Here is a 26,160-nt window from a genome sequence, read left to right on the forward strand (position 1 = left end):
GACTCACAACGAGTCTCTCGGAGCCGTCTTGGCAACCAATCGATACGGTTACAGCCAACGCAAACCAGCCATTGCTGCAGAGACCAACAACGGCTGACTTGCTTGGCCGAGCGGAAATGCTCATTCACCAACTGCCAAATTAATTGCCGTTGGACTCTTTCATTTGCTTCTCATACTCGGCACGCTTCGCTTCGGCTTTCGCGACGTCTTCGGCCGACAGCACTGGAACCTCTACCACTTCAGGGCCTCCACCCCCGCAACCGGGAAAAGCGGATGTGGCGAGTAGAAATGTGGCGAAAAAAGCCAGGTGAATCGTCTTAGTCATGATCAGATCTTGGGGACAGTAAGTAGGACAGCTGGAAAAAAACGGTAACCGATTAGTGGTCCGTTAAACAATCGCAACCCGACGTGTCATCGAGGGATTCAACGCCATATTCTGAAGGTATCCCTTGCGAATGCGTCGGGTCACGATGAAGATTAAACCGACAGCCCGCAACAAGCCCCCGAACGTCGGTGGACGCTCGGGAGCAATCGATTGTTACGGCAAAGATGAGCCTACAACTCTTCTTGGATCACTTCCTTGGAGGCACGAGTACCAAGGCTTCCCCAGAGTCCATACGGGCTCATCGAGCCGGGGCGACGATTTCCAGTGAAGGGCTGACCAACCTGACCGTTATTCTGGTTCCCTGCCTCAATCGAATCGGTGATAAATTTCACCGCACCATCACCCATCAGCACGTGTGCTCCGCCTTGGTGGCGACTGCTCACAGTGACGATACCTTCTTGCCCGGCCCAGTCACCACCGTAGCACATTTCTGAGTTCGGTGGACGGATCGTCATGACGCCCGTGTAGTAGTGCTCACCATTAGCCCACTGATAGCCGCGTCCATACTCGGTACCCCGTACGCCGCTGAAGGTCTGGGCCGTATCGAGCCAAAACTGCGGGCGTGCGGGATCGCGTAGCCCATCGCAAGCCTTGGGGTTCTCCATCGGAGGATTGCTGGCGGCATTCTGTGACAAAACAGCGTCAGTACGAACGTCGCGATCACCAAGGTCCGTCGCGAGCTCGCCAGCCATGACCGTATTGGCGAGTCCGTCAAGGACATCTCGAAAGGCCATCTTTTGGTGATTCATGAACATCCCACGGCACCCAGCACGACCGTCCTGGGCTCGATTCGTGTCGTTCCCTTCCAGCTTATTTCCACCGGTCGACCCGACTTCGACGCTGTACATCGAATCCCCAAGGCAGGCACCGTAGTTCGTGCGACCTTGGCCAGGTAAGCCTACGCCTGGATCGGACGGGCATCGGAGGGTGGGGATGTTGGTCATGTAAGGAGCGTAGGTCAACTTGAATGGGTCCGGCTTGGGGCCCATGGCGGGCCAAGGGCATGTATTGTTGCCGCCAGGGCAACCGGTACCACCGTCGGTGCGTCCGACAAGTGGGTTCGAAATCTGCTCCCAAATGGCTTGCTGCTCCACGAACGGCGTCAGGGAAACCAGCCAGCTAAGCTGCCGCTGGTTTGCAATGTCGGTGCCGTCCCACCAGGCGCCGGTAGCGGCGTCCAGGGTACCGTCTTTTTGGGTTGGAAGCTGGTTGTAGGCCGAATGGTAGTTGTGAACTCCAAGGCCGATTTGCTTGAAGTTGTTACTGCAGCTCATTCGACGAGCGGCTTCGCGGGCGGCTTGGACGGCGGGCAACAGGAGACCGACGAGGACTCCAATGATCGCGATCACGACCAAGAGTTCGACAAGCGTAAAGCCTGTCCTGCGGGGTTGACGATCAAACATTAGTCAATCTTTCTAAATGGGGAGGGAAAAACGATACGAATAGCCGCAAACATTACGGCCGGAGGGTGGCGATACGGAGACCACCGACCAACAAAACATACGGTCAAAAAACGGGCAAACGGCCATGCTCGAAGCAACCATAGGCAAACCTAGTAAGATGAAAAGTAACAGACTCAATAAAATCGGACTTCAGTAAAGGTGCTGGAGGATCGCGAAACATTCGGAATCATTCTCGCTACGGGATTGTGATTCTTGAAACGGATTCTCTGAGTATGAGTTTGGGACGGAGCACTGGCAGTTCGCAGTCTTGGCCTTGGATGACCTTGACCAAACCTCGCGCCGCAGCCGCACCCATTTCCACTCCGGGTTGCCGAACGGTCGTCAACGGTGGGGTCACGAATGCCGATTCAGCTTGGTCGTCGAAACCGACGATCGAAACGTCGTCGGGGACGCGAATTCCTTGACGCTGCAGTGCCAAGCGGGCTCCATAGGCGACCATGTCATTGGCACAGAAAACCGCCGTGAACGCCTTGCCTCGCATCAGCAAGGAGTTGACGCCGACGATCCCCGATTGAGCGGTGAAATTTCCGTCGAGCACTAAGTCGGGGTCGACGCGCAGTCCGGCATCCTGAAGGGCTGCGGTGTAGCCCTCATAACGTCGGACCGCGTCTTGGTGCTCGATGATGCCGCGAACGATGGCGATGTTTCGATGCCCGAAGTCAAGCAAATGTTTCGTCGCATCATAAGCACCCGCGAAATTGTCGATGTAGACACAACGATCTTGCCAACCCGGAATTTCCTTTCCAACCACAATCGTCGGCAACTGCTCTTGTAGCTCGTTGAGGTCTTGCTGGGGCAAACCACCACCGAGCAACAGCAATCCGTCGACCTGTCGACCGAGCAACGCTCGGATGACTTCCAGTTCGGTGCTTTCTTCCCATTGGCCGTCGACGAACAGAGGCGAGTATCCGGTTCCGGTGAAGCCTTGGATGACGCCTTGCATCATCATGTCATAGAAAGGACTGCCGATCTTTTGTGTCACCACGCCGACGGTCATCGAGCGACCACTCGCCAGACCGCGGGCGAACATGTTCGCTTGATAGCCGAGCGAAGCGGCGGCGCTCAGCACCGTCTCGCGGGTTTGTTGGTTCACCACCGATTTATCGTTGAGCACTCGTGAAACGGTGCTCTTGGAAACGTTCGCGCGCCGAGCAATGTCGCTGATCGTGGTTCCGGCAAGTTTCATAAATCACTTTGACAGTGTGGGGTGGAAAAACCGACCTGCAACCGGTTTCAGCTAAATACTAGACAACCGACAAGTTTGCTGCAACCGGTTGCAGTGAAAATTGTTCAAAATACTCGCTTGGTTGATTTTTGAGCGTTTTCCATTGCAACCGCTTGCATAGGAGTATACGGTATCCGTCGCTTAGGGCCAGATCGGTACCCTTTGCGGGTAGTATTTTTGCAACGAGTTGCAGCCCAGCCAGTCGTTCGCCCCCGATTTCGGCCGTCTCATGACCCAGACTCCCTCCAACACGCCCCCTTCGACACGCGCCGACCGGGTCGACGACGCCTTCGTGGCGAAACCCTCGAACCCGCCCGTTGACGCGACTTCCGGCGATGATAGGGAACCATCCAGCGGATCGGCCGAACGGCTGAGTGTGGGTGAGAAAGTCGGCTATGGATTGGGTGACACCGCCTCGAACCTTTATTGGAAGACGTTCGAATTCTTCTTGGTTTACTTCTACACCGACGTGTTCGGGATCTCGGCCAAGTCCGCCGGCACGATGATGTTGGTCACCCGGATTTGGGACGCCCTGAATGACCCTTTAGTGGGCTACCTCTCGGACCGAACGCGAACGAGTTGGGGACGGTTTCGGCCCTACCTGCTGTGGATGGCGATTCCCTTTGCGATTACCGGCATGATGACGTTCTACACGCCCGATTTGGGACCACAAGGAAAGCTGATTTATGCCTACGTAACCTACACCTTGGTCATGATGGCTTACACGGCGATCAACATTCCCTACGGTGCGTTGATGGGCGTGATCTCAGCGGATTCGATCGAACGAACCAGCGTATCGACCTATCGCTTTGTCGCCGCATTCGTCGGTGGACTGATCGTCCAGTACGGGACGCTTGCCATGGTCGCGTATTTCGGAGGCACCGAATCGGTTCTCGTCGATGGAGTGATGAAAGACGTGGTCATCGACGAGCAACGTGGCTTCTTTTTAACCATGGCGGTCTTTTCCGTGCTCGCGGTGATTCTGTTTCTGATCACCTTCGCAACCACGCGAGAACGAGTTCAGCCTGCCAGCGAGCAATTGTCGACCTACCAAGCGGATCTGAAGTTTGTCTTGACCAGCTTGCGATTACACCAAGTCTTGCTCGTCGGACTGGCGTTACTGGCCTGTTTGGCGACAGGTTTTTCAGTCGACGCCCTACCGTGGATCGCGGGAAGTTATTTGGCCTTGAGCTTACTCTCGCTGATCGTCCGTCAGATCAGCAAGTTGCGACTGCGGCGTATTGACGAGGTTTCCTCATTCGGGCTGGACTTCCATGACTTGCTTCGCAACGGCCCATGGATGGTGCTGTTCGCATTCGGGCTGTTGCAATTGACCGGCTTGTTCATTCGGGGCGGGGCTGTTTTGTACTACTTCAAGTATTACTGCGGCGATGCCACGATCGCAACGACGTTTTGGGTCTCCGGGAGTTTTGCGGCGATCGCCGGGATGTTGTTGACCAAACACTTGGCGGCTTGGTTCAGCAAAAAGACGCTGATGATCGCAATGAACTTGGCCGTGGCCGTTCTTACGGCCGCATTTTTAATTCTCGAGCCGGATCAGATCCGATGGATGATCGGCTTGCAGGTCGCCACCGCATTCGTCGGCGGTCCGATCCCGGTTTTGTTGTGGGCCATGTACGCCGACATCGCCGACTACTCGGAGTGGCAAAATGGGCGTCGGGCGACCGGATTGATTTTCGCCGCCGCCACGTTTTCACAAAAACTCGGCTGCGCCGTTGGTGCGGCAATGACCGGGTTTGCGTTGGACTATTTCCGGTACGTCTCACCGATCGACGGGAATGAGCAGATTCAATCGGCTGAAACCATGCAGGGGTTGTGCTGGATGATGAGCGTCGTCCCAGCGGTGTTTATCGCCGCAGCCGGAATCTCATTGTGCTTTTACGGCATCGACCGAAAAACCAACCTGCGAATCCAATCCGATCTGCAACGAGGTCGAACGCTTGCCAATCACACGAAATCTTCCGTCGCCATTGACCCGGCCTTGCACGCGGAAAACTGATAACCATCGAATCGATGAATCTTCCACCCTCGCTTTCTTGCCCAGTGCCCTTTCCCGTTTCCAGTGCGTCGAACATGTCTTTATCCGTAACATCGGAATGCTCCACGGACTATGTCATCATGCAAGGACAGCGGTGGTTCAAGATCTCCGATATGCATCGCATGCCTACGTTCTTTATGAGCGGTGTCAGCGCCGGCGATCATTGGATGTTCTTGTCGAGCTGCGGAGCGTTGACGGCGGGTCGCCGGAATCCTGACTCGGCTTTGTTTCCATACTACCCGTCCGACAAGCTATTGGACTTGGCTCATTGCACCGGTCCAAAAACGCTGATCCGCATTGGCTCGGGTTCGCTGACCGATCAATCGGATTATCAATGCAAGCAGATCTGGGAGCCCCATTCGCATCCCCGCCACTTCGCCAGTGGCATTTCGCAGAATCTGTACAAGAACATGATTGGGAATCGATTTCTGTTCGAGGAACGAAATCATTCTCTCGGCTTGGTGTTTCGATATGGCTGGTCGTTCGGGCGGCGTTTTGGATTCATACGTTCCTGTGAATTGCTCAACGCAAGCGAAGAGGAGGTCGCGATCGAGCTGTCCGATGGTTTTGAGAATCTCATGCCGAGCGGTCTGAGCACCCAGTTTCAACTGCAGTACAGCAACCTAGCCGATGCCTACAAGTGCAGTGAATTGATGCCCGACTCGAACGTTGGCGTTCACTATCTCAGCTCGATCCCGACTGATCGCGCCGAACCAAGCGAAGGATTGCGGGCAACTCTCGTATGGCATGAAGGTCTCGCGTCGGCGACGGTCACGGTATCCGATGATCACTTCAACAGCTTTCGCCATGGTGCTACACCGCCTCCGCAGATTCAATCCCGCGGCAAACGTCACGCCTACGTCCTCTCGGATTGCTTCAATCTATCACCAGGCGAATCGCGACGTTGGAGCTTGATCGCCGATGTCGATCGCGACCACAGTGATCTATTTGAACTCGAACGGTTGATTCTCGATAACGACGATCTCGCAACGAAGGTCGAAGCCGACGTCAATGACACCGAAGCCGAACTCATCAAGATCATTTCACATGCAGACGGTCGACAATGCGGATCGGACCTGAGACGGATCGATCGTCACCAATCCAACGTCCTGTTCAATGTGATGCGGGGCGGTCTGCCAGCCGACGGATACCAAATCCCTCAGGTGAACTTTCGCGAGCAACTGCGAAACGCCAATCGAGCAGTGGCCGAGCGAAACAGCGAGTACCTCGAAACAATGCCGGATCATCTTGAACTCGATGCGTTCTTGGATCAAATCGAACGACGAGGCGATGTGGACTTGTCCCGAATCGCATCGGAATATTTGCCGTTTCGATTCAGCCGCCGTCATGGCGATCCGACGCGGCCGTGGAATCGATTTTCAATCGACTTGACGGAAGACTCCGGCGAGCCACGACTGTCCTATCAAGGAAACTGGCGAGATATCTTCCAAAATTGGGAAGCCCTCTCGGTTTCGTTTCCACAATACGCCGTCAACATGGTCTTGCGGTTTGTCAATGCGACCGGTGCGGACGGCTACAACCCGTACCGTATCACCCAGGCAGGCTTTGAATGGGAAGTTCCCGAACCGGACAACCCTTGGTCCAATATCGGATACTGGGGCGATCATCAAATCGCCTACCTGTTGCGGTTACTGCAACAGGCTCACGCGTCGACTCCCGAACGGCTCGATGCGTTATTGGATAGAAAACAATGCGTATACGCCAACATTCCCTATCGGATTCGGTCCCACCGCGAAATCTGTGACGACCCGTTCGAAACCATTGATTTCGATGAGCGCCTCGACGCTCATATTGCCGAGCGTGTATCGGAGATCGGAGCCGACGGCAGGCTGCTCGGGACTGCCGATGGCGACCTAGTTCGCGTTTCATTGCTCGAGAAGCTGTTGGTTCCCGCGTTGGTGAAAATCAGCAACTTCGTACCCGGCGGTGGCATCTGGTTGAACACCCAACGTCCTGAATGGAACGATGCCAATAACGCGTTAGTCGGTCGAGGTCTTTCGGTAGTGACAACTTGTTATTTGCGTCGCTACCTTACGTTCTTGATCGACTGGCTCAGTGAGCGACCAGCTCGTTCGAACGAGCCAATTCTTGTTTCCGAGCTTGTCGGTCAGTTTACATCGAACATCGCAAACTCGATAAGTGAGTTTCTCGCCGGCGATTCACTGCGGATCGACGACCGGCAACGTCGTTCAATGCTAAATGCGTTTGCCAACGCCGGCAGTGAATACCGGCAGTCACTTTACCGTAATGGTTTTTCCGGTGAGATGACCGCTGTAACGGTTACATCCCTTGTTCAATTATTTGCAAACGCACGTCAATTGATTGACCAAACCATCCACGCGAACCGACGTGACGATGGTCTTTATCACTCTTACAACCTCTTACAACTGGGCGATGACACCGCGTCGGTTTCTCATCTCCACGAAATGCTCGAAGGGCAGGTTGCCGTTCTCAACAGCGGCTTGCTATCGATGGAGCAATCCGCTGGCTTGCTTGACGCGTTAAGATCGAGCCGGTTGTACCGCGCCGATCAACAAAGCTACCTGCTTTATCCCGACCGCCAGCTTGCTCGATTCGCGGACAAGAACTGCCTCCCGAACGACATGGTCGCGCAGTCCGATTTGATCGCAAGAATGATTCAACTCGGCAACACGTCAATCGTTCGACAAGATGTCAACGGGCAAGTTCATTTCCAAGGCGATTTTCGAAATGCGAATGACCTTTCGGACGCGCTCGATCGCCTTGCGCTCGAATCAGAGTATCGGGAGCTAGTAGAGTCCGAACGCCAACAACTCACCGACATTTGGGAAACGACCTTCGGTCATCGATTCTTTACCGGCCGTTCGGGAACCTTCTTTGGTTACGAGGGGCTCGGGTCGATTTATTGGCACATGGTTTCCAAACTGGCTCTTGCCGTGATCGAGCAATGTTTGCCATCGTCAGAACCGCTCGATGAGAGCGGCGCTCGTTCGCTTGAACGACTATTGAAGCACTATCGGGAGATACGCGCCGGACTAGGAATCCATAAAACGCCCCGGCAGTACGGCGGCTTTCCGCAGGATCCGTATTCTCATACGCCGGAAAAACGCGGAGTCCAACAGCCAGGCATGACCGGCCAAGTCAAAGAAGACATCTTGGCGCGTTGGCATGAACTCGGCCTACGTGTGCGCCACGGTTGCATTCATTTCGATCCGGCGTTTTTTGAATCTTATGAGTTGCTTCAGTCCGATGGCGTCATGGAATACTTCGATCTCTCAAGTCTGCGAGTTCAAGCATTGATTCCTGCCGGCGGTTTCGCATTCACGTTCTGCCAAACTCCGATTCGCTATCTTGCGGGAAAGGCCGCTAGAATGCGGATCCATCAAACCAATGGCGAAACAGAAGAACGAGATGGCCTGAAGCTGACTCGGGAGGAATCGCAGTCCCTCATGGGCCGAAAAGGCAAAATATCTTTGATCGAAGTCGAACTGGATCTAAGCGGACCACCATCTGCGTCCGAACTCTAAGCCCGATGCGGCGATGCAATCGCCAAGCACCACCTCAAGATCGGGTCATCGGACTCACTTCGTGCCGATCGTCAAGAAAGCGATCAACGCGGCGGCGCTGATCGCAAGCATGGCGGTGCCTACGAGATCGACTTTTATCTGCCCCGAATCTCGAGGCAGATAAAAAGACACGCCCATCGCCATGGCAATGCAAAACAGCAGCGAAACGACGAACGCACTAGGCCCAGGCTTATGCTGGAAGTACGACGCAATGGGTTGAACACGACCATCGAACAACCAAGCGCCCATTAACATCCCCATGCACGCGAGCGATCCGCCGAACGCACCAACTTGCCAGTTCGTACGTTGGCTCATCCGGCCCAGTGCCGCCTGCAAAGCAAACCACCCCATCGTCGCCCCGTACACGCCGGCGACGCGAATGCCGCCGAAGAAAAACGCGCACGCCGTCACCAAGCTGATCAAATCGACGATCGACGTGCGCTGATGCGTAGGCGGACGAAATAGTTCACGCCGCGGTGGCGGCTTGAAGAGCTTCATTGAATGGGCAAGTCGAAGTCACCGCTGAGATCTCGATAGACACTGTGAATGTGATTGGCAGGATTACCCGCCGGATCGGCCTGCGTGTTGACAAATTCGATCAAGAAGCGTTTCCCCTGGACACGATAGTAGTGTCCGATGCCCGGTTTGGTCGCCCCGGCCCAAGCAAACCGAACTTGGTCCCATCCGTCGGCCGCGATCTGTTCGCGACGTCCTTTGGCAACCGCCTCGGGGGCGATGTCGGTGTAGAGAAAAACCAGTTCTTTGAGCACGGACTGTTGGGCTGCGTCCAGATCCGAATAGGCGATCCCTTCAGGCTCGCCGACGGTGGCCTGAGGCTCGCCGGCGAAACGGATTTCCGCTGGGGCTTCCTCGGCGACCAATGCCTTGCCCTGCTGCGACGATTCCATCGCGTTGATCAACTTAAAACCGAGTTGTTCTTCGCGGCTCAATACGGCGGTCCCCTTGCCTAGGGTGACGGACGTTTCATTCATGATCGTAGCCGGATTGGCCGCCAAGAATTGTGGAGTGCTGTCGACCACTTCGTTGCCACGGCAAACGAAATTCAGTGATAGGTGATGACCTTCGAAACTCAATCCCCAACGATTCGATTCCGCGTTCTCGCCGGAGGCACCGGGGTTACCAAACAAGGTCACGTAATAACGCTGCGGATTGCGTTCCCAGCGTCCCTTGCCCGCTTCCATTTCGTTGAGGACCTCTTCGAGCAACATGATCCGGTTGGCTTTGAAATACCCCGCTTCGCTGAGTGCCGATCGCAACAGACGCAACGCCGCAGTGCGCTGGGCATCGTTCATTTGTCCGAGCAACAACCCCTTGCGTTCGTCTTTGGGGATGAAGTGCCATCCGACTCGTTCGGGGGAATCAAACTTCTCTAAGGTGATTTCGCGTTGGTTTTCGTCAAGCGTTTCAAGATACGCCGACGCGAAGGTTTGCATCTGTTCGGCTGGAGTTTGACCGACCTTCAAACCCAGGGCGGAGAGCGAAGCAACGGCGACCAGGGCGAGGGCAATGTGGTGGGATTTCATGAGTAGCGGGGATTCAGGAGGGAGGACTGTGGGATGGAACAACATCATAACTCATCAAACGCCCGATGTCGCAGTGGTGGGTGCAAAGACTCGGAAGGGGGCCCATTGATTTCGCTTGCGACGCATGATCGCGACAAGTTCGCCCCGGGGATCCACGGTGAGGATCTCGGCGGGGATCGGGGAGGCGTCCGGACGGTCGATCGTGATCGGATCCGGTGGCGGGACTTGCGTGTGCAAAGGCGGATCGGCGTCGCCCTCGACAAATAATCCGTTGCGGACCCTTTGGGCGTCGACGGCGTCAAGTCTTAATTGAGCCATATGCCCGAGGGCCATCATCGGCGGAACGAGGTAATCAATCAGCCACGGCGATGCGGCGGTCTGCGTTTCATTGACCTGTGTTTCATTGACCTGTGATCCATCGACAAGTGACAATGAATCGTTCATCAACACGGCTTTTCGCCCGAGATTCATCATCGGGGTCAAACCGTATCGAGTCGACTTTCCGTCCATCGGCGGTGGGTCGTTGGGAGGAACGCAATCGATGGCGGATTCCAGATCAAAGTTTCCGGCTGCAGTACGAGAAAGATCCGTCATTACGGCGACGGTGCCACACGCGATACCGAGATCGATTCCGAGGGATCGCAGGTAAGTCCCCGAGCCACAGACGACATCCAGTTCGATCATGGGGTATTCGTAACGAACTAACTCAATCGAACCGATCCAAACACGGCGGGTCGGCATCTCGATCGCTTCGCCTCGGCGAATCCGTTCGTGTGCCCGCTCACCCCCGACCCAGATCGCCGAGTGCGTCGGCGGTGTTTGATCGATCCAACCGTGGAATTGCTTCAGCGACTGTTCGATCTGATCTCGCGTCGGTATGCATGGATCTGGCAATTCGATGACCGGCTCTTCCAGGTCGCCTGATTCGCTGTAGGCTCCCAACCGAAACATCGCGAGGTAACGCTTAGTCGGACGAAGCATCCACGGCGTCAATCGCGTAGCGGCTCCGACGGCGAGGACGACTAAACCTTGAGCGAGTGGGTCGAGTGTTCCGGTATGGCCAACCTTGAGCGCACGGTTCTCGGTTTCGCGGCGAAGTCGCCGCTGGACTCGGTTGGCCAAATCTCGCGACGTCATGCCCTTGGGTTTATTGAAAGGCAAGAAACCGAACGAATGCTTGAGCGCGGGAATTCCGTGATCGATCAAAGTATTCAAAGCGAAACTACATGCGGATAGAGAGTGTTGCCGACCGTCGAATCAGCAAGGACGCAAACGCCGCTAGGATGGACTCTATCAGGATAAACATCAAGCGTGCGGCGATCACGGCGAGCAACGCGTGCGTTGCCCCGATCACCGGCGATAGGATGAGCAACGTCACCAACTCACGCACGCCCGCACCACCGGGCAATAGCGAAGCAAACCCCAAGACCATCCCGAGTGCGATCGCGGAGGTCGCGGTCCAATACAGCGATCCAACCGATGGCAAGATCGCAATCGACTCAAACGCTGGTATGGCGGCGATCAAGAGAGTGAACGAAAGGCCGATCAACAGCCACGAGAAAAGCGAAGCAATCGTGCATTGGACGAGCAAGCTCCACGACAGCCTTGCCAGCACGTCTTCATGATCGATTCCTTTTTGAACTCGCGCGATCAAACGCCGCATCAACGGTGGGCAGACGGGAACGATCGCGCCGATCGCCATCAAGGCGGCCATTGCTCGCACCCAAATTGGCAATTCGGACGTCCACAACAAGACTCCCGCGACCCAACCTCCGACGGACATCATCAACAACGTTTCATAGAACACCGCAGAGGCGATCAAGGCCGTCGAACCGGCAGTCGATTCGATGACCGGAGTGATCGCGCCGACCCGAAGCACGACGACCATCGCTTTACCAGGAATGTATTTTCCGGCGTGGCCGAGCAGTTGAGCGGCCGATGCCCGGCCGAGCGAGCAAGGCACACCGAGCGCCGATAAACACCGAAACAAAACCCAGCATGGAGGGAGCAGGCCGAGCGTATAAAACAATCCGGAACACGCGATCATCGGCCAACGCAAATTGCCCAACGAAGGGATCAAACTCTCCCGCCGCGATGCCTCAGCAACGAGTGCGGCTCGGCGGGTTACGTTCGGTTCCATGGATGCCTGGTCCATTAACGCATCGACCTGGCCTCGCAACGTTTCCGTTTCATTTTGCCACCGAAGAAGCGACTCCTTGGTGGCGGCAATCAATCCGACCAAGACAAGCAGGAAAACAGCTCTTCGGATCCAAGGAACCGCAGCGGAGAAACGCCGTCTCCAAGAGGTTTCACGGGGCATACTCGTGACTCAGTGCGGTTCAATGAATGGATAGCCGGAGTCGCAAGATGCCGGCAAGCGGGCTGTTGATTTAACTAGCCGTACCGCGTTTACGGGCTGTTGATTGAATCGTAACCCGATGCGTCAGCGAGGGATCCAACGCCATCAATTCTCTTTCAAGTATCCCTCGCTCACGCTTCGGGTTACGATGAGGAATAAATCAATAGCCCGCTAGCGGGCTGTTGATTTAGTCGTATACCGAATGACAACCATTAGCCGATGGGCGTTAGCCCCGGTTAACGGCCGTGTAAACCGCCGCTAACGCGGTACGGCTAATTAAATCAATAGCCCGCTAGCGGCGTCGGCTCACTTCACTAACGCCACTTTTCGACGAAAAACTAGTTATCCGCCAAGGGCTCTTGCTTCTCGGTGATCACTTCGCATTTTTCCGATTCTTCGGCATTGATCTCGATGTAGTGCTTCCACTCTTCGGGCAAGTTGTCTTCGTGGAAAATTGCTTCGACGGGGCATTCGGGAACGCAGGCTTCGCAGTCGATGCACTCTTCCGGGTGGATGTAGAGCATCTGTTCGCCTTCGTAGAAGCATTCCACGGGACAAACAACGACACAATCGGTGTACTTGCATCCGGAGCAGGGTTCGGCGACGACGTGCATGAGTTTACCTTTTCACTGGTTTGTTAATGATTCACTGGGCAGGAAATTACGATCGGGACGGATTGCCGATTGGCAGCAGTATCGGATCGTCCTAGCCGTCAACTTCGTACAAATCGATCGATTGATGACCAGAAGCGGCGAACGTGTGACTTGGCAGTCTGCGTATTTTGCCGAATCGGCAAGGTTCGGCAAACCGCCCGTCTCGCAAAATTTTGTTTTTGAGCCTAGTTTCTTGGCCGATTCACCAACGACATGACATTTCGTCACGTCGCCCGCCCGCCGCTTTCTTAAGCACTGATCCCTGTGACGCATTCCATTGACCCATCCTCCGCCGTCTCCGAAGCCGAAGCAGGCCCAACTGTCGCGTCGGAACCTATCATTTTAAGAACGAAACCGAATCGGCACTTCCCGTTTCTTTCACGGCACCCGTGGGTGCTGGCCACGGCATTGCAAGATCGTCCAGTTGGTGCCGATCGTCCAGTCGGTGCCGGTCAACCCGCAAACGACCCGGAATCTGAATCCGGTCCATCCGACGCCGAGCTAGCTCCGGCGGAATCGTTCGGTCAAACTGCCGAACTACTCGACCATGATGGAAACTGGATCGCTCGCGGGCTTTACAACCCGGCCAGCCGTCTGAGATTGCGGCTGTACAGTTTTGAGCCGGACCAGCATATCGATGACAATTTGTTCGCCCGGCGGATCGACGAGGCGGTAGCCCGCCGCCGTCTCACCTCCCGCATTCCAGTGCGCCCGAACCCAGCCCTGTCGGCGCAAGGCAACCCAACCACGACCGACGGCGACACAGCGAGCAGCATCGCCGAAGGCGGCGAACGCTTGATTTTCAGCGAATCGGATCGATTGAGCGGATTGATCGTCGATCGCTACGCCGATTGTTTGTCGATCCAATTCACATCTGCGGCGCTGCTTTCGCGGGGCGAGTTTTTGATCGACCAGATCTTGCTCGCCGCGGAGAAACACGGCACGCCGTGTACGCGTGTGGTCGTTCGGATGGACGCCGCAACGGCAAAACACGAAGGGGTTTCGCCGGACTGGATCGCTCAAATCGAGTCATGGAGTCGAGGGATTCCTTCTGACGACGAGCAGTCTCAAGAGCAGCCGTCCGACGAATCGACGATGGTCCACTCCGGCGAATCCGCGTTGGTGTGGTATCGCCACCACGATTTGAAAATGGCGATCGACCTGCGAGAGGGCCAAAAAACCGGCGGCTACCTCGACCAACAAGATAACCATGCCATCGCGGCCTCGTACATGAAGGACCGTCGCGTGTTGGACGTTTGCACATACACAGGCGGTTTCGCCTTGTCGGCCGCTTTGGCCGGTGCGAGCGAAGTGATCGGCGTCGACAGTAGCGAGAAAGCCCTCGAGTTGGCACGAAACAATGCCGCCGCGAACTCGCTCACCCAGGTTCGGTTCGAAAAAGCCGATTGCTTTGACGACCTTAAAGAACGTGGGCAACGTGGCGAAAAGTTTGACGCGATCATTTTGGACCCGCCCCGTTTTGCCGGGTCGCGCCGCCAAGTCGACGCCGCGTTGCGGGCCTATGCTCGATTGAACATGTCGGCCGTCGATCTGCTGTCACCGGGCGGAATTTTGGTGACGTGCAGTTGTTCGGGGCACGTCTCTCGGGCGGATTTCCTCAACATGCTGGTCGATGTCGGTCGCAAACGACGCCGTGACCTCGTCTTGCTCCGGTCGCTCGGTCCCTCACCGGACCACCCATGTGCGGTCTCGTGCCCTGAAAGCGACTATCTGAAGTGCGTGATCGCCCAAGTCCACTAGAAGGTAAAATTTGCCTCTTAAAACCGCCTTTGCGGGCGACGACGGCCATTGACGCGTTTATAGTCGTGGTAGAATTCATTGACTTCTCCCAATGAACCCTTTTCTTCACGACTTCTCGATCGAGGCCAATCGGTGACGAATGTAACGATCAAAGTGCTGCACGGTGCCGATCGCGGTAAGTTGTTCGAGGAGATCACGCCGCCGCTGACGATCGGACGCGAGGAAGGCAACGATATCCAGCTTAACGACGAGCGGGTCAGCCGGTGTCACCTCAAGATCCAGCGCGACAATGATCGTCTGGTGCTGACCGATTTGGACAGCACCAACGGCACCAAAGTCAATGGAACGGAGTGCCAGTTAAAGATTCTTCGCCATGGGGATTTGATCGCGGTCGGACGCAGTCTCTTGCTGCTCGGTTCGGAGGAGCAGATTGCCGAACGGTTGCGTTTGATGGGCGGCGGGGCCAATCTGAACCGGGATATCAAGTCCTCCGATGAATCGATCGCGGTGGAATTGCACCAGGAACCGGAAAGTCCGATGCCGGTCGACGCTCTCCAAGTCGAAGAATTGCCGGCAATCCCCGACGATCTGACGCCTGGGCAAAAGGCTCAGCTTTGTGAGATTTTGGACTTCTTGCAAAACCGATTGGAACGTTTGATCGAGACGGCCGAGACGGACGAAAGCACCGAACAAGTCATGCTCAAACAGTCCGCGTGGCAGCGACTGTTGGACGTGCAGTCTCGCTTGGCGACGCTGAATCGTTCGGTGACCGACCCGGACTGGCCTTAAGCAACTATCCGAAAAGGGGTTTGACCCTCTCCGGCGATACCCTCAAACGAATGAAAAACGACTCGCCTCCAAAGGGTCAGACCCCTTTTCGGATAGGTTCTAATGGTTTGAGGGAGGGCCCTTCGCGAAACGGTCTGTTGATTTAACGGATTAGGCAATTACTGATTTTGCGGACACTTCGGCGTTCTTTTTGCACTTCAACAGCGATTGAGGGACGTTTTTGACTTGATCTGATAGTGACCGCAGGCGACCTTATCCAGCTTCGAAACGTTTTTGCCGAAGACCCATTATTTTGAATCCGCCCGCCATTTCCGATTCGCGTCTCCCAGCCGACCTGACCGATGTAACACCGGTTGTCAAAAACGAATCCGGCTATCGGTCTTTTCGTGCCACGCGTGAGGATCGAACTGCATTGCTCGATCCGCCGATTCAAGACGCCGAATTGTGGCTGAAGCACAACCTGGTCCGCCAGCAAGAGGAGGCCTCGGCCAAACCTCATGAGGTCAGACCGGCGATTCGTTCCGAGTTTTGGACCGAGTTGATCAAAACCGCCCGGCGGCAACTTCTCGACGACGCGATTCGTTACACGTCGGTCTATCGAAACGTTCCCGAGATCGATCCGTTCGCAAGTCGCCCGATTGTGATGGCCGGACATCAGCCAACACTCTTCCATCCAGGCGTATGGTTCAAGAATTTTGCGCTGGATCAGATCGGTTCGGACACCGGCGCTCATGCGATTAACTTGGTGATCGACAACGATGTCGCCTCGAGTCGCTCGATCCGGGTCCCGAATCACGATTCGCTCGGCCGTGTGCGGGCAACGACCGTCAACTACGACGCCGGCGGCATGGGAATGCCGTTTGAGCAAGCCAAGATCCGCGACCTGCGTCAATTCGATGCTTTCGAACGTGAAGTCAAGCACGCGATCTCGCCGATCGTTTCCGATCCGTTGGTCACGTCGTTGTGGCCGCACGCGAGAGACGCCATCCGGCGTTGCGAGATCGCCGGTTGTGCCCTGGCCCAGGCCCGTCATGCGTTGGAAGGCGAACTCGGTTGGAACACACTGGAGATTCCGCTCGGTGTGGCCGTTCGAGGCTTGCCGTTTGCCCGTTTCGTGATGGAGATCATCGATCAATTCGAGCGTTTTCATCAAATCTATAACGCCGCCGCTGAGCACTATCGGGCGTGGCACGGAATCCGCAGCACCGCGCACCCGGTTCCCAATCTCGCCAAACCCGACGTCGGAGATCCCAACGCCGGGAATCTTTCGCAGTGGTGGGAACTGCCGCTGTGGGTTTATGGCAACGACTCGCCTCAACGACGAGGCGTTTGGGTTCGCCGCGTGGGTAGCCGATTACAAATCAGCGACCGTTCGCCCGAAAGGGAAATGACCGTCGAAGTTCCTGCCGGCGACCCGGATGCGGCGGCAGAGATGTTGGTCGACGCGGCTTCGCCCGAGTTCAAACTGCGTCCCCGGGCGCTCGTCACGACGATGTTCGCCCGACTTGTACTCAGCGATTTATTCCTGCACGGGATAGGCGGTGGGAAATACGATCAACTCGCCGATCGCATTATCGAGCAATTCTTTGGCGTCGTGCCGCCCGCTTTTCAGGTCGTTTCGGCCACGGTTCGTCTGCCTGGCCAAACGATCGACGACGACCGGTCGATGAAAGTTGCGAACCTTCAACGTCAAATCCGCGACACCCACTACCAGGGCGAACGTTTCCTTGACGGAGGTAGCCAAGAGACCGACCGCCTAGTTTCCTTGAAAACGGGTCTCCTGAACGAATTGGACGATCACGCTGACCCGAGTGATCCGCACGCCAAGAACTGGCCGAGAAAGCAAAGATGGCAGCAAGAAATCGAAGCAGTTAATCAGCAAATTTCTCGAATCTTAGAACCGCGCCGAGCGAAACTGCTCGCTGAACTGGAAAGATTGCACCAACAAGAGGCCGAGGAATCCATTTTGGCTAGCCGCGAATGGTCGTTCTGCCTGTTTTCGCTCGAGGACCTCATTCCCAGCTTCCGAGGAATGTTGCAACGGAACGGTTGAGTTGGCGTTGTCGACGGCGAGAAATTCGCTATCCTGCGTGCCCCTCACCCCCAAAACTCACGTTTGTTCTTTTTTTGAGATACATTCCATGAAGGTTGTTAGTAGCATTGGTGCGTTGAAGTACCGCCACCCCGATTGCCAAGTCGTCAAACGTCGCGGTCGCATTTACGTGATCTGCAAGAGCAATCCCAAATTTAAGGTTCGCCAAGGCGGTGCCAAAGTCAAAAAAACACGTCGATAGTGGTCTCCCTTATCTAACATTGGCTTTTCGGCAATGAGCGATTTGTCGTTGGGAATCGGCCAGCTCGACAACGACCAACTGGGCGGAGTGTCGATCCAACGAACTTCGCCCCCCGTCCGAAGGGCAGGCTACGCAGACAACGGAATCGTTACTGCGGCGCAAATCCGTGTGTTTCCCTTCGCCGGACTATCGCCGGCCATGCTTCAGCGATGGGAGTCGGTCCGCCGAGACTCGCTTGCCGAATCATCCGGTCATCGAGACCACCCGTTCTTTTCACCTCGGTTTGCTTCCGCCGTTCAGGCCGCCCGAGGCGACGTGTTGGTTGCCGTGGCTTTTTCGGGTCCGGTTTCCGACGCGTGCTCATCCGATGCTGCTGATGCGATCGGGTTCCTGCCGTTTCATCGGATCGGGCGGATCGGATTGCCGGTAGGTCGCTTCCTGAACGATGCTCAGAACGTGATCGGCTTGGCGAGCGAGCGGATCGATTGGTCCCAGTGGATGCGAGCCTGTGACGTCGCTGCCTTCGAGTTGCACGCGATCATTCAGGCCGAAGCTTCTTGGATCTCCGACTATCGACTACAGGAAGTGAAGGCATTTCGGGCCGACTTCGAAGGTGATTCACCGGCGTTTTTGAGAAGGCTGGAAAGAGAACACCGCACGATCGGCAAGCAAGGCCAAAAAACACGGAAGCTCGAACGAGAATTCGGTCCGCTTCGTTTGGAAATCGACTGCCGTTGTCCGGATGTGCTCGAACAAGCAATCACTTGGAAGCGGGCTCAATACCAGCGGACTCATATCCTGGATCTGTTTTTGCCCGACTGGACACGTCGATTGATACAGGTACTCCACGAACCGGGAATGCTCGCGGGTACCCAATCCTGCGATTCAATGTCCTTTGCCGACGAGTCATTGCGAGGCTTGCTATCGGTGCTGCGGGCAGGTGACCACGTCGTCGCCGCCCATATCGGCATGATCGAGCGTGGCCAATTGCATTATTGGTTTCCGACCTACGATCCTGCGTTCTCGCGATGCTCGCCTGGGACGGCGCTCTTTACTGAAATAGTACGCGCGGCAACCCTGCACGGGATCGACGGAATCGACATGGGCTACGGGGAACAACCGTACAAACAAAAACAAACCGGAACGACTTCGCGAGTTGCCTTCGGAATCATTACTGACTCGAAATGGCAACGCGTGAACTATCGCTTCAAACAGCAAGCGGTCGCCTGTTTGAAACGGATGCCGATGAAAGAATTCTTCAAGAAAGGTTGGCGTACGATCCACCCAACCGCCGGTATTCAAAAGCTCAGCTAGTTCAAATTCACGGGCCAACTACCACAGGCGTGCTTGACGGTTGTGCGGATTGGCTCGGCCGATTCGCATCTGGCTGCATCGGATTCTTTGTGACGGTCAAACCACCCGATCGGATATGCCGAATTGATCGTTAGCGAACGAGTAAAGCGGGCAAACGTCGCTGTCGACAATTCCATGAACTTTTGACCAGGTCGTTGGCCGTGATACCTAAACGCTCTCAGATCTTTTGCATGCACTTGGTCAAGTTGATCATCCTCGGTGCGTGCATGGAATGCTACTGTCTCAACGCGGAAGATTTGCTCGATGAGACGTTCGCCACCGGGCTCTCATTGATGGACACACCGACGACGAGTCGCAGTCAGGTCGATACGATTCAATTAGTGGGGCATCGACCAACGCCTCATCAATCGGCTCACTCGAATTTTCTCGAGCAACTCTCATTGTTTGCGGCGATCGATGGTTCCAAGCAGCCACAAGACTTTGGTGTTAACGCGGATCTCGGTGTGCGACTGCGTGCCGCTTTTTCCGCGCCACTGATCGAGTCTTATGGCATCGGATATCAAATCGGAACGGCGGTCACGACCACCGATAATGCGGTTCGCGTTTTTGAATTAATGGGAGAGGACACCAACCGATTCCAAAGCTTTACCACGTTCGGATTATTTCAGCGGCACGGACGATGGGGTTTCGGTGGTGTTTTTGATTACCTTTACCAAGACGGCTTTGATACGACATCGCTGGGACAGTTTCGAGCGCGAGCAAGCTATGACATCACCTGTCAAACTCAGGTCGGAGTCACCGGTCGCTTTCGTGCCTTCGATGATACCGCAGAATACTTAGGCAATCCGGTAACACTGCGCAGTATCAATCAAGGTAGTGTCTTCGTTCGTCACTTTTTTGAAACGGGAGTTCAATCGACGTGGTGGTTTGGACTGGTCGACGAACACGGAGAGTCCAATGCAGCCTTTGGCGCGGCACCGTCGCGCGAGAATGACGCTGTGATCGGCGCTGATTTTGTGGCACCATTGAATGATTCATTCGCCCTTTACGGCGAAACCAATCTCATCCTGCCTGCGGACTCCGGAACCGTGGACGCATTCTTCGGAATCGCGTGGTATCCCTTCACCAACGCCAAGGTAGCTCACCGAAGACAGTACTCACCATTTCTCTCCGTCGCCGCGCCCACATCGTTCGCGGTCGATCTCGTTCCTTGAGCAGTGTACGGATATTACGGGGTGATTCGAAGCAACCGGCATCTTCCCTAGCATCAGAATGACTCTCGATTATTGACACGGCGTCAGGCCAATTTCTTTGCCCAGGCGTCAAATTCGGCGAACACTTCACCGAGCGAAATTGCCGTGGTCAATTATCAGTGAAGTTGGGATGAGTGCCGATCAAACGATCAACGTCGAATTCTTACCCGTGCGTCTGAAGCCCCTGACAACAGGGACCGACGGCGAATCTTTGCTGGAACATCATCCCAACGGAACTTGCGTCGAGGTTCGGGTGCTCTCCAGCGCGTCCATCGAACGTATCGCTGAGGTCGAATCACAACTCAATCGACTCGAACTCCTCAACCACCCATCGATTCGACCGGTCGTCGAGCATGACTGCGCTGGCACGCCTGCTTCGTTCAAGTTGGCCGTTCCCATCGGGCTCGATCCGTTGGCAGATCGTTTGTCTGTTCATTTGGACGACCTCACTTCCATCGAACGATACGTGATTGCGGTCACGGTGATCGATGCTTGCGCGGCAGCGCATCGCATTGGTTTGTGCCATGGGAACTTCTCGGACAAAAATATTCTTGTTGCTCGCGCCGATCGCAATCCTCAAGTCTTCATTGACTTTACGGCGACCGAATTCAACGAGGATGTGATTGCGGGCGAATGTTCGATCGAGAATGATCTAGTACATTTGCATACGTTGTTGAGGCGTCTGTTGCTCAGCATCGTCGAATCGTCGGACGCCGAAGCGGCAAATTTGATCGGCGGTCGAAGTCGTGCGATACTGCGACGTTGGATCAAAGATTCCGATGCCGCCACCGACGATGCGAACGCGCCCACGCTCAGGCAATGGAAATCCATCCTGAAGCCGGTTCAAGACGAACAGCCTTCGATGGATCAAACCGGCGTGGTGATCATCCCGCCCATGCCGATCGGTTCAGGAGGAACCAGCCGTATGCATGTCGGAGGATCGGCAAATCATTCCTCCGTCGAGACCGTCTGCCATCAACTCGGACGGTTTCGAATCGACGATAAGATCGGTGAAGGCGGTATGGGGACCGTGTTCCGAGCAACCGACTTAGCGAGCGGCGAGACCGTCGCCGTGAAGGTCCTGCGGAGCACGGGAAAAGACATCGCCCAATCAGTTCGTCGATTTCGCAAAGAGGCCAGATTGTTGGCGGACGTTCAAAACGACCACGTTACGAAACTGATCGAAGTGGGTGAGGACAGCGGTCATCACTTCTTGGCGATGGAATTCATCGAAGGCGTTGATCTTAAAGCGTGGTTGGCGCAGCGGTCGGCGATTCCAGAACAGGTCGCACTGCAAATCACCGCCGATCTCGCTCGAGCGCTCGTTGACGCACATGCTCGCGAGGTGATCCACCGTGACATCAAACCTGAAAACGTTCTACTGAAACTACGTAATGACATAGCGTTCGGCGATGAACCGCTCGCCGAGCATCCGATCGAGGATTTCTCGCTGAAACTAACCGACTTCGGCATCGCACGTCACGTTCACCAAAGCGAATCGATGGAGATGACGGTTGCCGGATCGGTGATCGGAACGCCCAAATACATGTCGCCTGAACAGTGTAAATCCACTGGCGCGATTGGGCCGGCGACCGACGTGTATTCGATCGGCATCACCTTGTTTCAAATGCTTGCAGGCAGCGTCCCGTTCGAGTCGGACGACTTCATGAAACTGGCGGCGATGCACTGCTTCGATCCGGTACCTTCGATTCAGAAACGAAACGCGACCGTCAGTGATGCGACCGCGCGGATCGTGCAACGGGCGCTAGCCAAGAATCCGAACGATCGATTCGGAGATGCGGGGCAGTTGCTGACTGAAATACTTCAGGTCCTGCGTGGTGAAGCGTCGCAAATGGAAGCGCATCCCAAGCTCCCCGCGAGTCATCTCGATGGACGTGTTTGGGAAAAAACCGTCACATGGGATCTCGATAGCACTCCCGCTCAATTGTGGCCACTGGTTTCCAACACGGAACGCTTGAACGAAGCGATCGGTCTGCCATCGGTCGACTATCAAACGGTGAAGGATCCCGAACTGGGGCTTCGCAAGTTCGGATCGTTCACCTTGGGTGGAGTCAAAGTGGCATGGGAAGAACATCCGTTCGAATGGATCGAAGGCCAACGCATGGGAATCTTGCGTGAGTTCGAAACCGGTCCCTTCAAATGGTTCATGAGCATTGTCACCATGCAGGAACGTCCCGATGGTGGCACGGTGTTGTCTCATCAGGTTCGCATCGAGCCTCGCAATTTACTCGGCCGCGTGCTAACTAAGATAGAGGCGGATTGGAAAGGATTTCGTCATCTCGATCGCGTCTATCGACGAATGGATCGCTCCGTGCAAGGACGACTTCCGCGAGACCAGGGCATCGATGCCTACCGAACCATCCCACCGCTCGCCAAACCCAACGCAACTCGTCTGCAACAACGTCTCGACAAAGTGATCGCTGCGGGCGTTTCACCTGATGTCGCGTCGATCCTCGAATCCGTACTGCGACATTCTTCAGCGCAAGAACTTGCTCAGTTACGACCGATCGCGTTGGCCGATCGTTTCGGCATTGAAAGCCGCGAATTCATTGACGCGTGCTTGATCGCCGCCGGAGAAGGAATCCTGAATCTACGCTGGGAAGTGTTGTGTCCGACCTGCCGTGTTTCGGCCCTTTCGGTTGACCAGTTGGCAACCGTGAACTCGCATACCCACTGCGAAGCTTGTGACGTCGACTTCCAATCAAACCTCGCCGGCTCGATCGAGATGGTATTCCAGGCACATCCTGAAATCCGCGAGGTCAACACCGGACAATACTGCATCGGTGGACCGGAGCATTCCCCTCACGTTCTCGCACAAGTCCGCATCGAGCCGGGTGAGTGCCTCAATCTGTCACTGGACCTGTCCTCGGGCGACTACCTCATCCGCGGACCGAGACTGCCCCAGACACAATCGATCCGGGTGCAATCAACGGCCGCACCCTCATTGCTCGATATCTCGTTGTCGACACTCGGACACGGGACGCATACACCTAAGCTGCGCGCGGGACGCCAGACATTCACAATTGAGAATGACTTCGATCAACTGCATGTCGTTCGGGTTGAGCGAATGATTCCTCGTGATGATGTCATCACAGCCGCGATGGCGTCAGCGAATCCATTGTTTGGAAAGCTGTTTCCTCACCAAAAATTTGCGAGCGACAATCCGATCGCAACGGAAACGATGACGTTCATGGCGACGTGCATCAACAATGTCGATGATCTCTACGCCGTGATGGGCGACGCCGAAGCCTACACCGCGATCCTGGAACACCACCAGTTTTTGAATCGAACGATCGAAAGCTGTGGCGGCAAAGTGGTCAAGACGATCGGCGAAAGTCTGCTGGCTTGCTTCCTTTCCCGCGACAACGCCGTGATCGCGACTCAACGAATTCGAGTGGCACTGTCCGATTCGAACACACCGATCACTGAAAAGGATACGCATTTGGGTATCCAACTAGGAATCGGCATTCACAGCGGCCCAACCCTCGTCACCACCCAAAACAATCAACTCGATTACTTCGGCGGTACCGTCCGAGCGGCGATGTCGCTTCCCGAACTCGCCGGAGGCGACACGTTGATTACGGAGGTCGTCTACACCGATCCGAGTGTGGCCGAGCGACTTCAAAACGAAACCAGCACCATCGAATCGGTGGCATTACCAGGATGCCCGAACTTGCGAGTAAAGCGAATATGATTCTTTCCCACGAAATCAAAAACAATGTCACGTGGACGCTCACCGAATACGGAAGCGGCGACCATCAAAAACGCACCATCAAGTTACCCGGACGCCCGGTAACGATCGGGCGATCCGACGAAGCGGATGTTTGCATCGCGGTTGCGTCGATCTCCAAACAGCATGCCAAGGTATGGCCCGAGAACGATTGCCTTCACGTGCAGGACCTCGGCAGCACTAACGGCACCCACCACAATGGGTCGCCCGTTCATCGCGCCACTTTGAAAGACGGCGATCTTCTGCAATTCGCCAACGCGGTTTTCCGCGTGGGTGTGATGGAAGACAACGTGGTCGACGGGACCATGGAAGAAGGCTTGATCCCATGGGCCCAAACGCTCTTAACTTTCGAACGCTTGCTATCCGAGCGAGCCGTCGTTCCCAACTTGCAACCGATTATCACCATGGACCGGTTGTCGACACCTGGCTATGAAGTTCTCGCACGAAGCAATTTGCCCGAACTGAAAAACCCAGCGGCCATGTTCGAAGTCGCAAAACGTTTGGGGCAGGAAGCCGGACTGAGCGAGTTGATGCGGGATGAGGCGGCAAGACTATTGGCCCAAATCGATCGATTCGATTCGCAGGTGTATCTCAACACGCACCCGGTCGAATTCGGTACCGAACGTTTGAGGGATTCGCTGGTGACGCTCGCTGAGAAGTTCCCCGGTATCCACTTCATGATCGAAGTCCACGAAGGTGCCGTCACTCAGCTTGAAGAAATGCGTGCGCTGCGCGAGCTCATTACCGAACTCGGAATGGGGTTGTCGTACGACGACTTCGGTGCCGGACAAGGCCGACTCTTAGAACTCGTCGAAGTCCCGCCGGACGTCTTGAAATTCGACATGCAACTGATCCGGGACATCGACAGCGCTTCAAAGAATCGCCAGGATCTTCTGTGTTCGTTGATTCGTATTGCGAAAGATGCCGGCACGACCACTCTCGCCGAAGGCGTTGAAACCGAAGCCGAGCACGAAACCTGTTGTCAATTAGGATTCGAACTCGGACAAGGTTTCCTCTACGGCCGACCGGCACCAATATCGGAAATCAATTTCCCAGTTGCTCGCCTTTAGCGGCCTGTTGATTTAATCGTAACCCGAAGCGTCAGCGAGGGATCATTGATATTGACTCACCCCTCGCTTACGCAGCGGGTTACGAAAAAAAAACGCAAGTTCAAACCTTACGCGTCGGGTTACGATGCAGACGAACCCGAAATCGTTAGAACAACGGCGGCTTGCCGAGTGCTCGACGGACGACCGCCCACTGGCCGGCATGCATCATCCAGTGCGAATCAGCCGACAGAATCAGCGACGCCGCATTGGGGAAAAACGCCGCCATTTGTTCGGGAGCCGGATTGGACAATTCTTCCACGCTCAAATTGTCTAGTAACGCCATCAACGCTTCACGCTGAGTTTGCTGAGCCGCTTGCAATTCTGCCTTGGTCGCGAATTGATCGGCATCGTCGACTGCAGCGGTTTCCTTGCCGTACTTCTCTTCGAATCCCTCGGGCAACGATGGCATCGCCCCCGGTTTGACGAGGTCGCCGAGCATCTTCTCCGAAGCGATCAAGTGCCCCCATTGCCAATTGATATGATTCGCACCGGCCACCGGACGATGCAACAGATCCTCATCCGTCAGGTCAGCTAAGTACGTGTTGCAAATCATCTCGGTAGTCGCGATGGTTTGGCGAATCAAAGTCTTGGCGTCCATGGGGTCTCCAGTTTAGGTAGCGGGAAGTGACGCGGAA

Annotated in this window: 20 protein-coding genes; 11 read left to right on the forward strand and 9 right to left on the reverse strand. The window is 55.5% G+C overall.

Annotated features, from left to right (window positions below):
• Positions 1-139 precede the first annotated feature (139 nt).
• From Pla100_RS07885 to Pla100_RS07895, 3 genes are all read right to left on the reverse strand, one after another.
• Positions 140-325, reverse strand: a complete 186-nt coding sequence (locus Pla100_RS07885; RefSeq protein ID WP_146577103.1) for a hypothetical protein — start codon at positions 323-325, stop codon at positions 140-142.
• A 230-nt stretch (positions 326-555) separates the two neighbouring features.
• The gene (locus Pla100_RS07890) at positions 556-1,788 is read right to left on the reverse strand and encodes a DUF1559 domain-containing protein (protein ID WP_146577104.1); all 1,233 of its coding nucleotides are present in this window, start codon (positions 1,786-1,788) and stop codon (positions 556-558) included.
• Between the two features lie 235 nt (positions 1,789-2,023).
• Positions 2,024-3,034 carry a LacI family DNA-binding transcriptional regulator gene (locus Pla100_RS07895; RefSeq protein WP_146577105.1) on the reverse strand — a complete coding sequence of 337 codons (1,011 nt, stop codon included), beginning with the start codon at positions 3,032-3,034 and terminating at the stop codon, positions 2,024-2,026.
• A gap of 268 nt (positions 3,035-3,302) precedes the next feature.
• Between Pla100_RS07895 and Pla100_RS07900 the strand changes: the two genes are divergently transcribed.
• Both Pla100_RS07900 and Pla100_RS07905 read left to right on the forward strand, forming a co-directional pair.
• Complete coding sequence (locus Pla100_RS07900; RefSeq protein WP_146577106.1) at positions 3,303-5,093, forward strand: MFS transporter; 1,791 nt, start codon at positions 3,303-3,305, stop codon at positions 5,091-5,093.
• Positions 5,094-5,254: 161 nt separating this feature from the next.
• Complete coding sequence (locus tag Pla100_RS07905; protein ID WP_231602824.1) at positions 5,255-8,659, forward strand: hypothetical protein; 3,405 nt, start codon at positions 5,255-5,257, stop codon at positions 8,657-8,659.
• Positions 8,660-8,713: 54 nt separating this feature from the next.
• Here Pla100_RS07905 and Pla100_RS07910 read toward each other — a convergent pair whose 3' ends face one another.
• The 5 genes from Pla100_RS07910 to Pla100_RS07935 all read right to left on the reverse strand — a co-directional run bounded on the left by Pla100_RS07910 (position 8,714) and on the right by Pla100_RS07935 (position 13,215).
• Complete coding sequence (locus Pla100_RS07910; RefSeq protein WP_146577108.1) at positions 8,714-9,196, reverse strand: hypothetical protein; 483 nt, start codon at positions 9,194-9,196, stop codon at positions 8,714-8,716.
• The gene (locus Pla100_RS07915; RefSeq protein ID WP_146577109.1) at positions 9,193-10,242 is read right to left on the reverse strand and encodes a DUF3500 domain-containing protein; all 1,050 of its coding nucleotides are present in this window, start codon (positions 10,240-10,242) and stop codon (positions 9,193-9,195) included. The genes Pla100_RS07910 and Pla100_RS07915 overlap by 4 nt, the downstream gene beginning before the upstream one ends.
• A gap of 54 nt (positions 10,243-10,296) precedes the next feature.
• The gene (truB, locus tag Pla100_RS07920; protein WP_231602825.1) at positions 10,297-11,457 is read right to left on the reverse strand and encodes a tRNA pseudouridine(55) synthase TruB; all 1,161 of its coding nucleotides are present in this window, start codon (positions 11,455-11,457) and stop codon (positions 10,297-10,299) included.
• Between the two features lie 7 nt (positions 11,458-11,464).
• The gene (locus tag Pla100_RS07925) at positions 11,465-12,562 is read right to left on the reverse strand and encodes a UPF0104 family protein (protein ID WP_146577110.1); all 1,098 of its coding nucleotides are present in this window, start codon (positions 12,560-12,562) and stop codon (positions 11,465-11,467) included.
• Positions 12,563-12,939: 377 nt separating this feature from the next.
• A complete protein-coding gene (locus Pla100_RS07935; protein ID WP_146577111.1) occupies positions 12,940-13,215 on the reverse strand; it encodes a ferredoxin family protein in 276 nt (91 codons plus the stop codon).
• On the opposite strand from Pla100_RS07935, the gene Pla100_RS07940 reads away from it, so the two are divergent.
• From Pla100_RS07940 to Pla100_RS07980, 9 genes are all read left to right on the forward strand, one after another.
• Positions 13,214-13,471 carry a hypothetical protein gene (locus Pla100_RS07940; RefSeq protein ID WP_146577112.1) on the forward strand — a complete coding sequence of 86 codons (258 nt, stop codon included), beginning with the start codon at positions 13,214-13,216 and terminating at the stop codon, positions 13,469-13,471. The genes Pla100_RS07935 and Pla100_RS07940 overlap by 2 nt on opposite strands.
• Before the next feature lie 47 nt (positions 13,472-13,518).
• Positions 13,519-15,015: a class I SAM-dependent rRNA methyltransferase gene (locus Pla100_RS07945; protein ID WP_390620572.1), complete on the forward strand. Its 1,497-nt coding sequence runs from the start codon at positions 13,519-13,521 to the stop codon at positions 15,013-15,015.
• 132 nt (positions 15,016-15,147) lie between these two features.
• Positions 15,148-15,804, forward strand: a complete 657-nt coding sequence (locus tag Pla100_RS07950; protein WP_146577113.1) for an FHA domain-containing protein — start codon at positions 15,148-15,150, stop codon at positions 15,802-15,804.
• Between the two features lie 292 nt (positions 15,805-16,096).
• Positions 16,097-17,857, forward strand: a complete 1,761-nt coding sequence (locus tag Pla100_RS07955) for a hypothetical protein (protein WP_231602826.1) — start codon at positions 16,097-16,099, stop codon at positions 17,855-17,857.
• A gap of 88 nt (positions 17,858-17,945) precedes the next feature.
• A complete protein-coding gene (ykgO, locus tag Pla100_RS07960; RefSeq protein WP_068259038.1) occupies positions 17,946-18,098 on the forward strand; it encodes a type B 50S ribosomal protein L36 in 153 nt (50 codons plus the stop codon).
• Positions 18,099-18,131: 33 nt separating this feature from the next.
• Positions 18,132-19,412, forward strand: coding sequence for a GNAT family N-acetyltransferase (locus Pla100_RS07965; protein WP_146577114.1), 1,281 nt, complete (start codon positions 18,132-18,134; stop codon positions 19,410-19,412).
• A 230-nt stretch (positions 19,413-19,642) separates the two neighbouring features.
• Entirely contained in the window at positions 19,643-20,626 is a 984-nt protein-coding gene (locus tag Pla100_RS07970) for a DUF6666 family protein (RefSeq protein ID WP_146577115.1), read from the forward strand.
• Positions 20,627-20,795: 169 nt separating this feature from the next.
• Entirely contained in the window at positions 20,796-24,380 is a 3,585-nt protein-coding gene (locus tag Pla100_RS07975) for a protein kinase domain-containing protein (RefSeq protein ID WP_146577116.1), read from the forward strand.
• Positions 24,377-25,486 carry an EAL domain-containing protein gene (locus Pla100_RS07980; protein WP_197167765.1) on the forward strand — a complete coding sequence of 370 codons (1,110 nt, stop codon included), beginning with the start codon at positions 24,377-24,379 and terminating at the stop codon, positions 25,484-25,486. The genes Pla100_RS07975 and Pla100_RS07980 overlap by 4 nt, the downstream gene beginning before the upstream one ends.
• Positions 25,487-25,631: 145 nt before the next feature.
• Here the strand turns inward: Pla100_RS07980 and Pla100_RS07985 are convergent, their stop codons facing one another.
• A complete protein-coding gene (locus Pla100_RS07985; protein ID WP_146577118.1) occupies positions 25,632-26,123 on the reverse strand; it encodes a DinB family protein in 492 nt (163 codons plus the stop codon).
• Between the last annotated feature and the right edge of the window lie 37 nt (positions 26,124-26,160).

Origin of the sequence: Neorhodopirellula pilleata (assembly GCF_007859915.1) — a bacterium.
Taxonomy (GTDB): Bacteria; Planctomycetota; Planctomycetia; order Pirellulales; family Pirellulaceae; genus Rhodopirellula; species Rhodopirellula pilleata.

Excerpts from the sequence above, each read along its gene's own strand:
- Pla100_RS07970 (WP_146577115.1), top strand. The coding sequence starts at position 19,643 with ATGCACTTGGTCAAGTTGATCATCCTCGGTGCGTGCATGGAATGCTAC.
- Pla100_RS07940 (WP_146577112.1), top strand. The coding sequence starts at position 13,214 with ATGAGTTTACCTTTTCACTGGTTTGTTAATGATTCACTGGGCAGGAAA.
- Pla100_RS07985 (WP_146577118.1), bottom strand. The coding sequence starts at position 26,123 with ATGGACGCCAAGACTTTGATTCGCCAAACCATCGCGACTACCGAGATG.
- Pla100_RS07900 (WP_146577106.1), top strand. The coding sequence starts at position 3,303 with ATGACCCAGACTCCCTCCAACACGCCCCCTTCGACACGCGCCGACCGG.
- Pla100_RS07905 (WP_231602824.1), top strand. The coding sequence starts at position 5,255 with ATGCCTACGTTCTTTATGAGCGGTGTCAGCGCCGGCGATCATTGGATG.
- Pla100_RS07895 (WP_146577105.1), bottom strand. The coding sequence starts at position 3,034 with ATGAAACTTGCCGGAACCACGATCAGCGACATTGCTCGGCGCGCGAAC.
- Pla100_RS07935 (WP_146577111.1), bottom strand. The coding sequence starts at position 13,215 with ATGCACGTCGTCGCCGAACCCTGCTCCGGATGCAAGTACACCGATTGT.
- Pla100_RS07915 (WP_146577109.1), bottom strand. The coding sequence starts at position 10,242 with ATGAAATCCCACCACATTGCCCTCGCCCTGGTCGCCGTTGCTTCGCTC.
- ykgO (WP_068259038.1), top strand. The coding sequence starts at position 17,946 with ATGAAGGTTGTTAGTAGCATTGGTGCGTTGAAGTACCGCCACCCCGAT.
- Pla100_RS07885 (WP_146577103.1), bottom strand. The coding sequence starts at position 325 with ATGACTAAGACGATTCACCTGGCTTTTTTCGCCACATTTCTACTCGCC.
- Pla100_RS07925 (WP_146577110.1), bottom strand. The coding sequence starts at position 12,562 with ATGCCCCGTGAAACCTCTTGGAGACGGCGTTTCTCCGCTGCGGTTCCT.
- Pla100_RS07910 (WP_146577108.1), bottom strand. The coding sequence starts at position 9,196 with ATGAAGCTCTTCAAGCCGCCACCGCGGCGTGAACTATTTCGTCCGCCT.
- Pla100_RS07980 (WP_197167765.1), top strand. The coding sequence starts at position 24,377 with ATGATTCTTTCCCACGAAATCAAAAACAATGTCACGTGGACGCTCACC.
- Pla100_RS07965 (WP_146577114.1), top strand. The coding sequence starts at position 18,132 with ATGAGCGATTTGTCGTTGGGAATCGGCCAGCTCGACAACGACCAACTG.
- Pla100_RS07890 (WP_146577104.1), bottom strand. The coding sequence starts at position 1,788 with ATGTTTGATCGTCAACCCCGCAGGACAGGCTTTACGCTTGTCGAACTC.
- Pla100_RS07975 (WP_146577116.1), top strand. The coding sequence starts at position 20,796 with ATGAGTGCCGATCAAACGATCAACGTCGAATTCTTACCCGTGCGTCTG.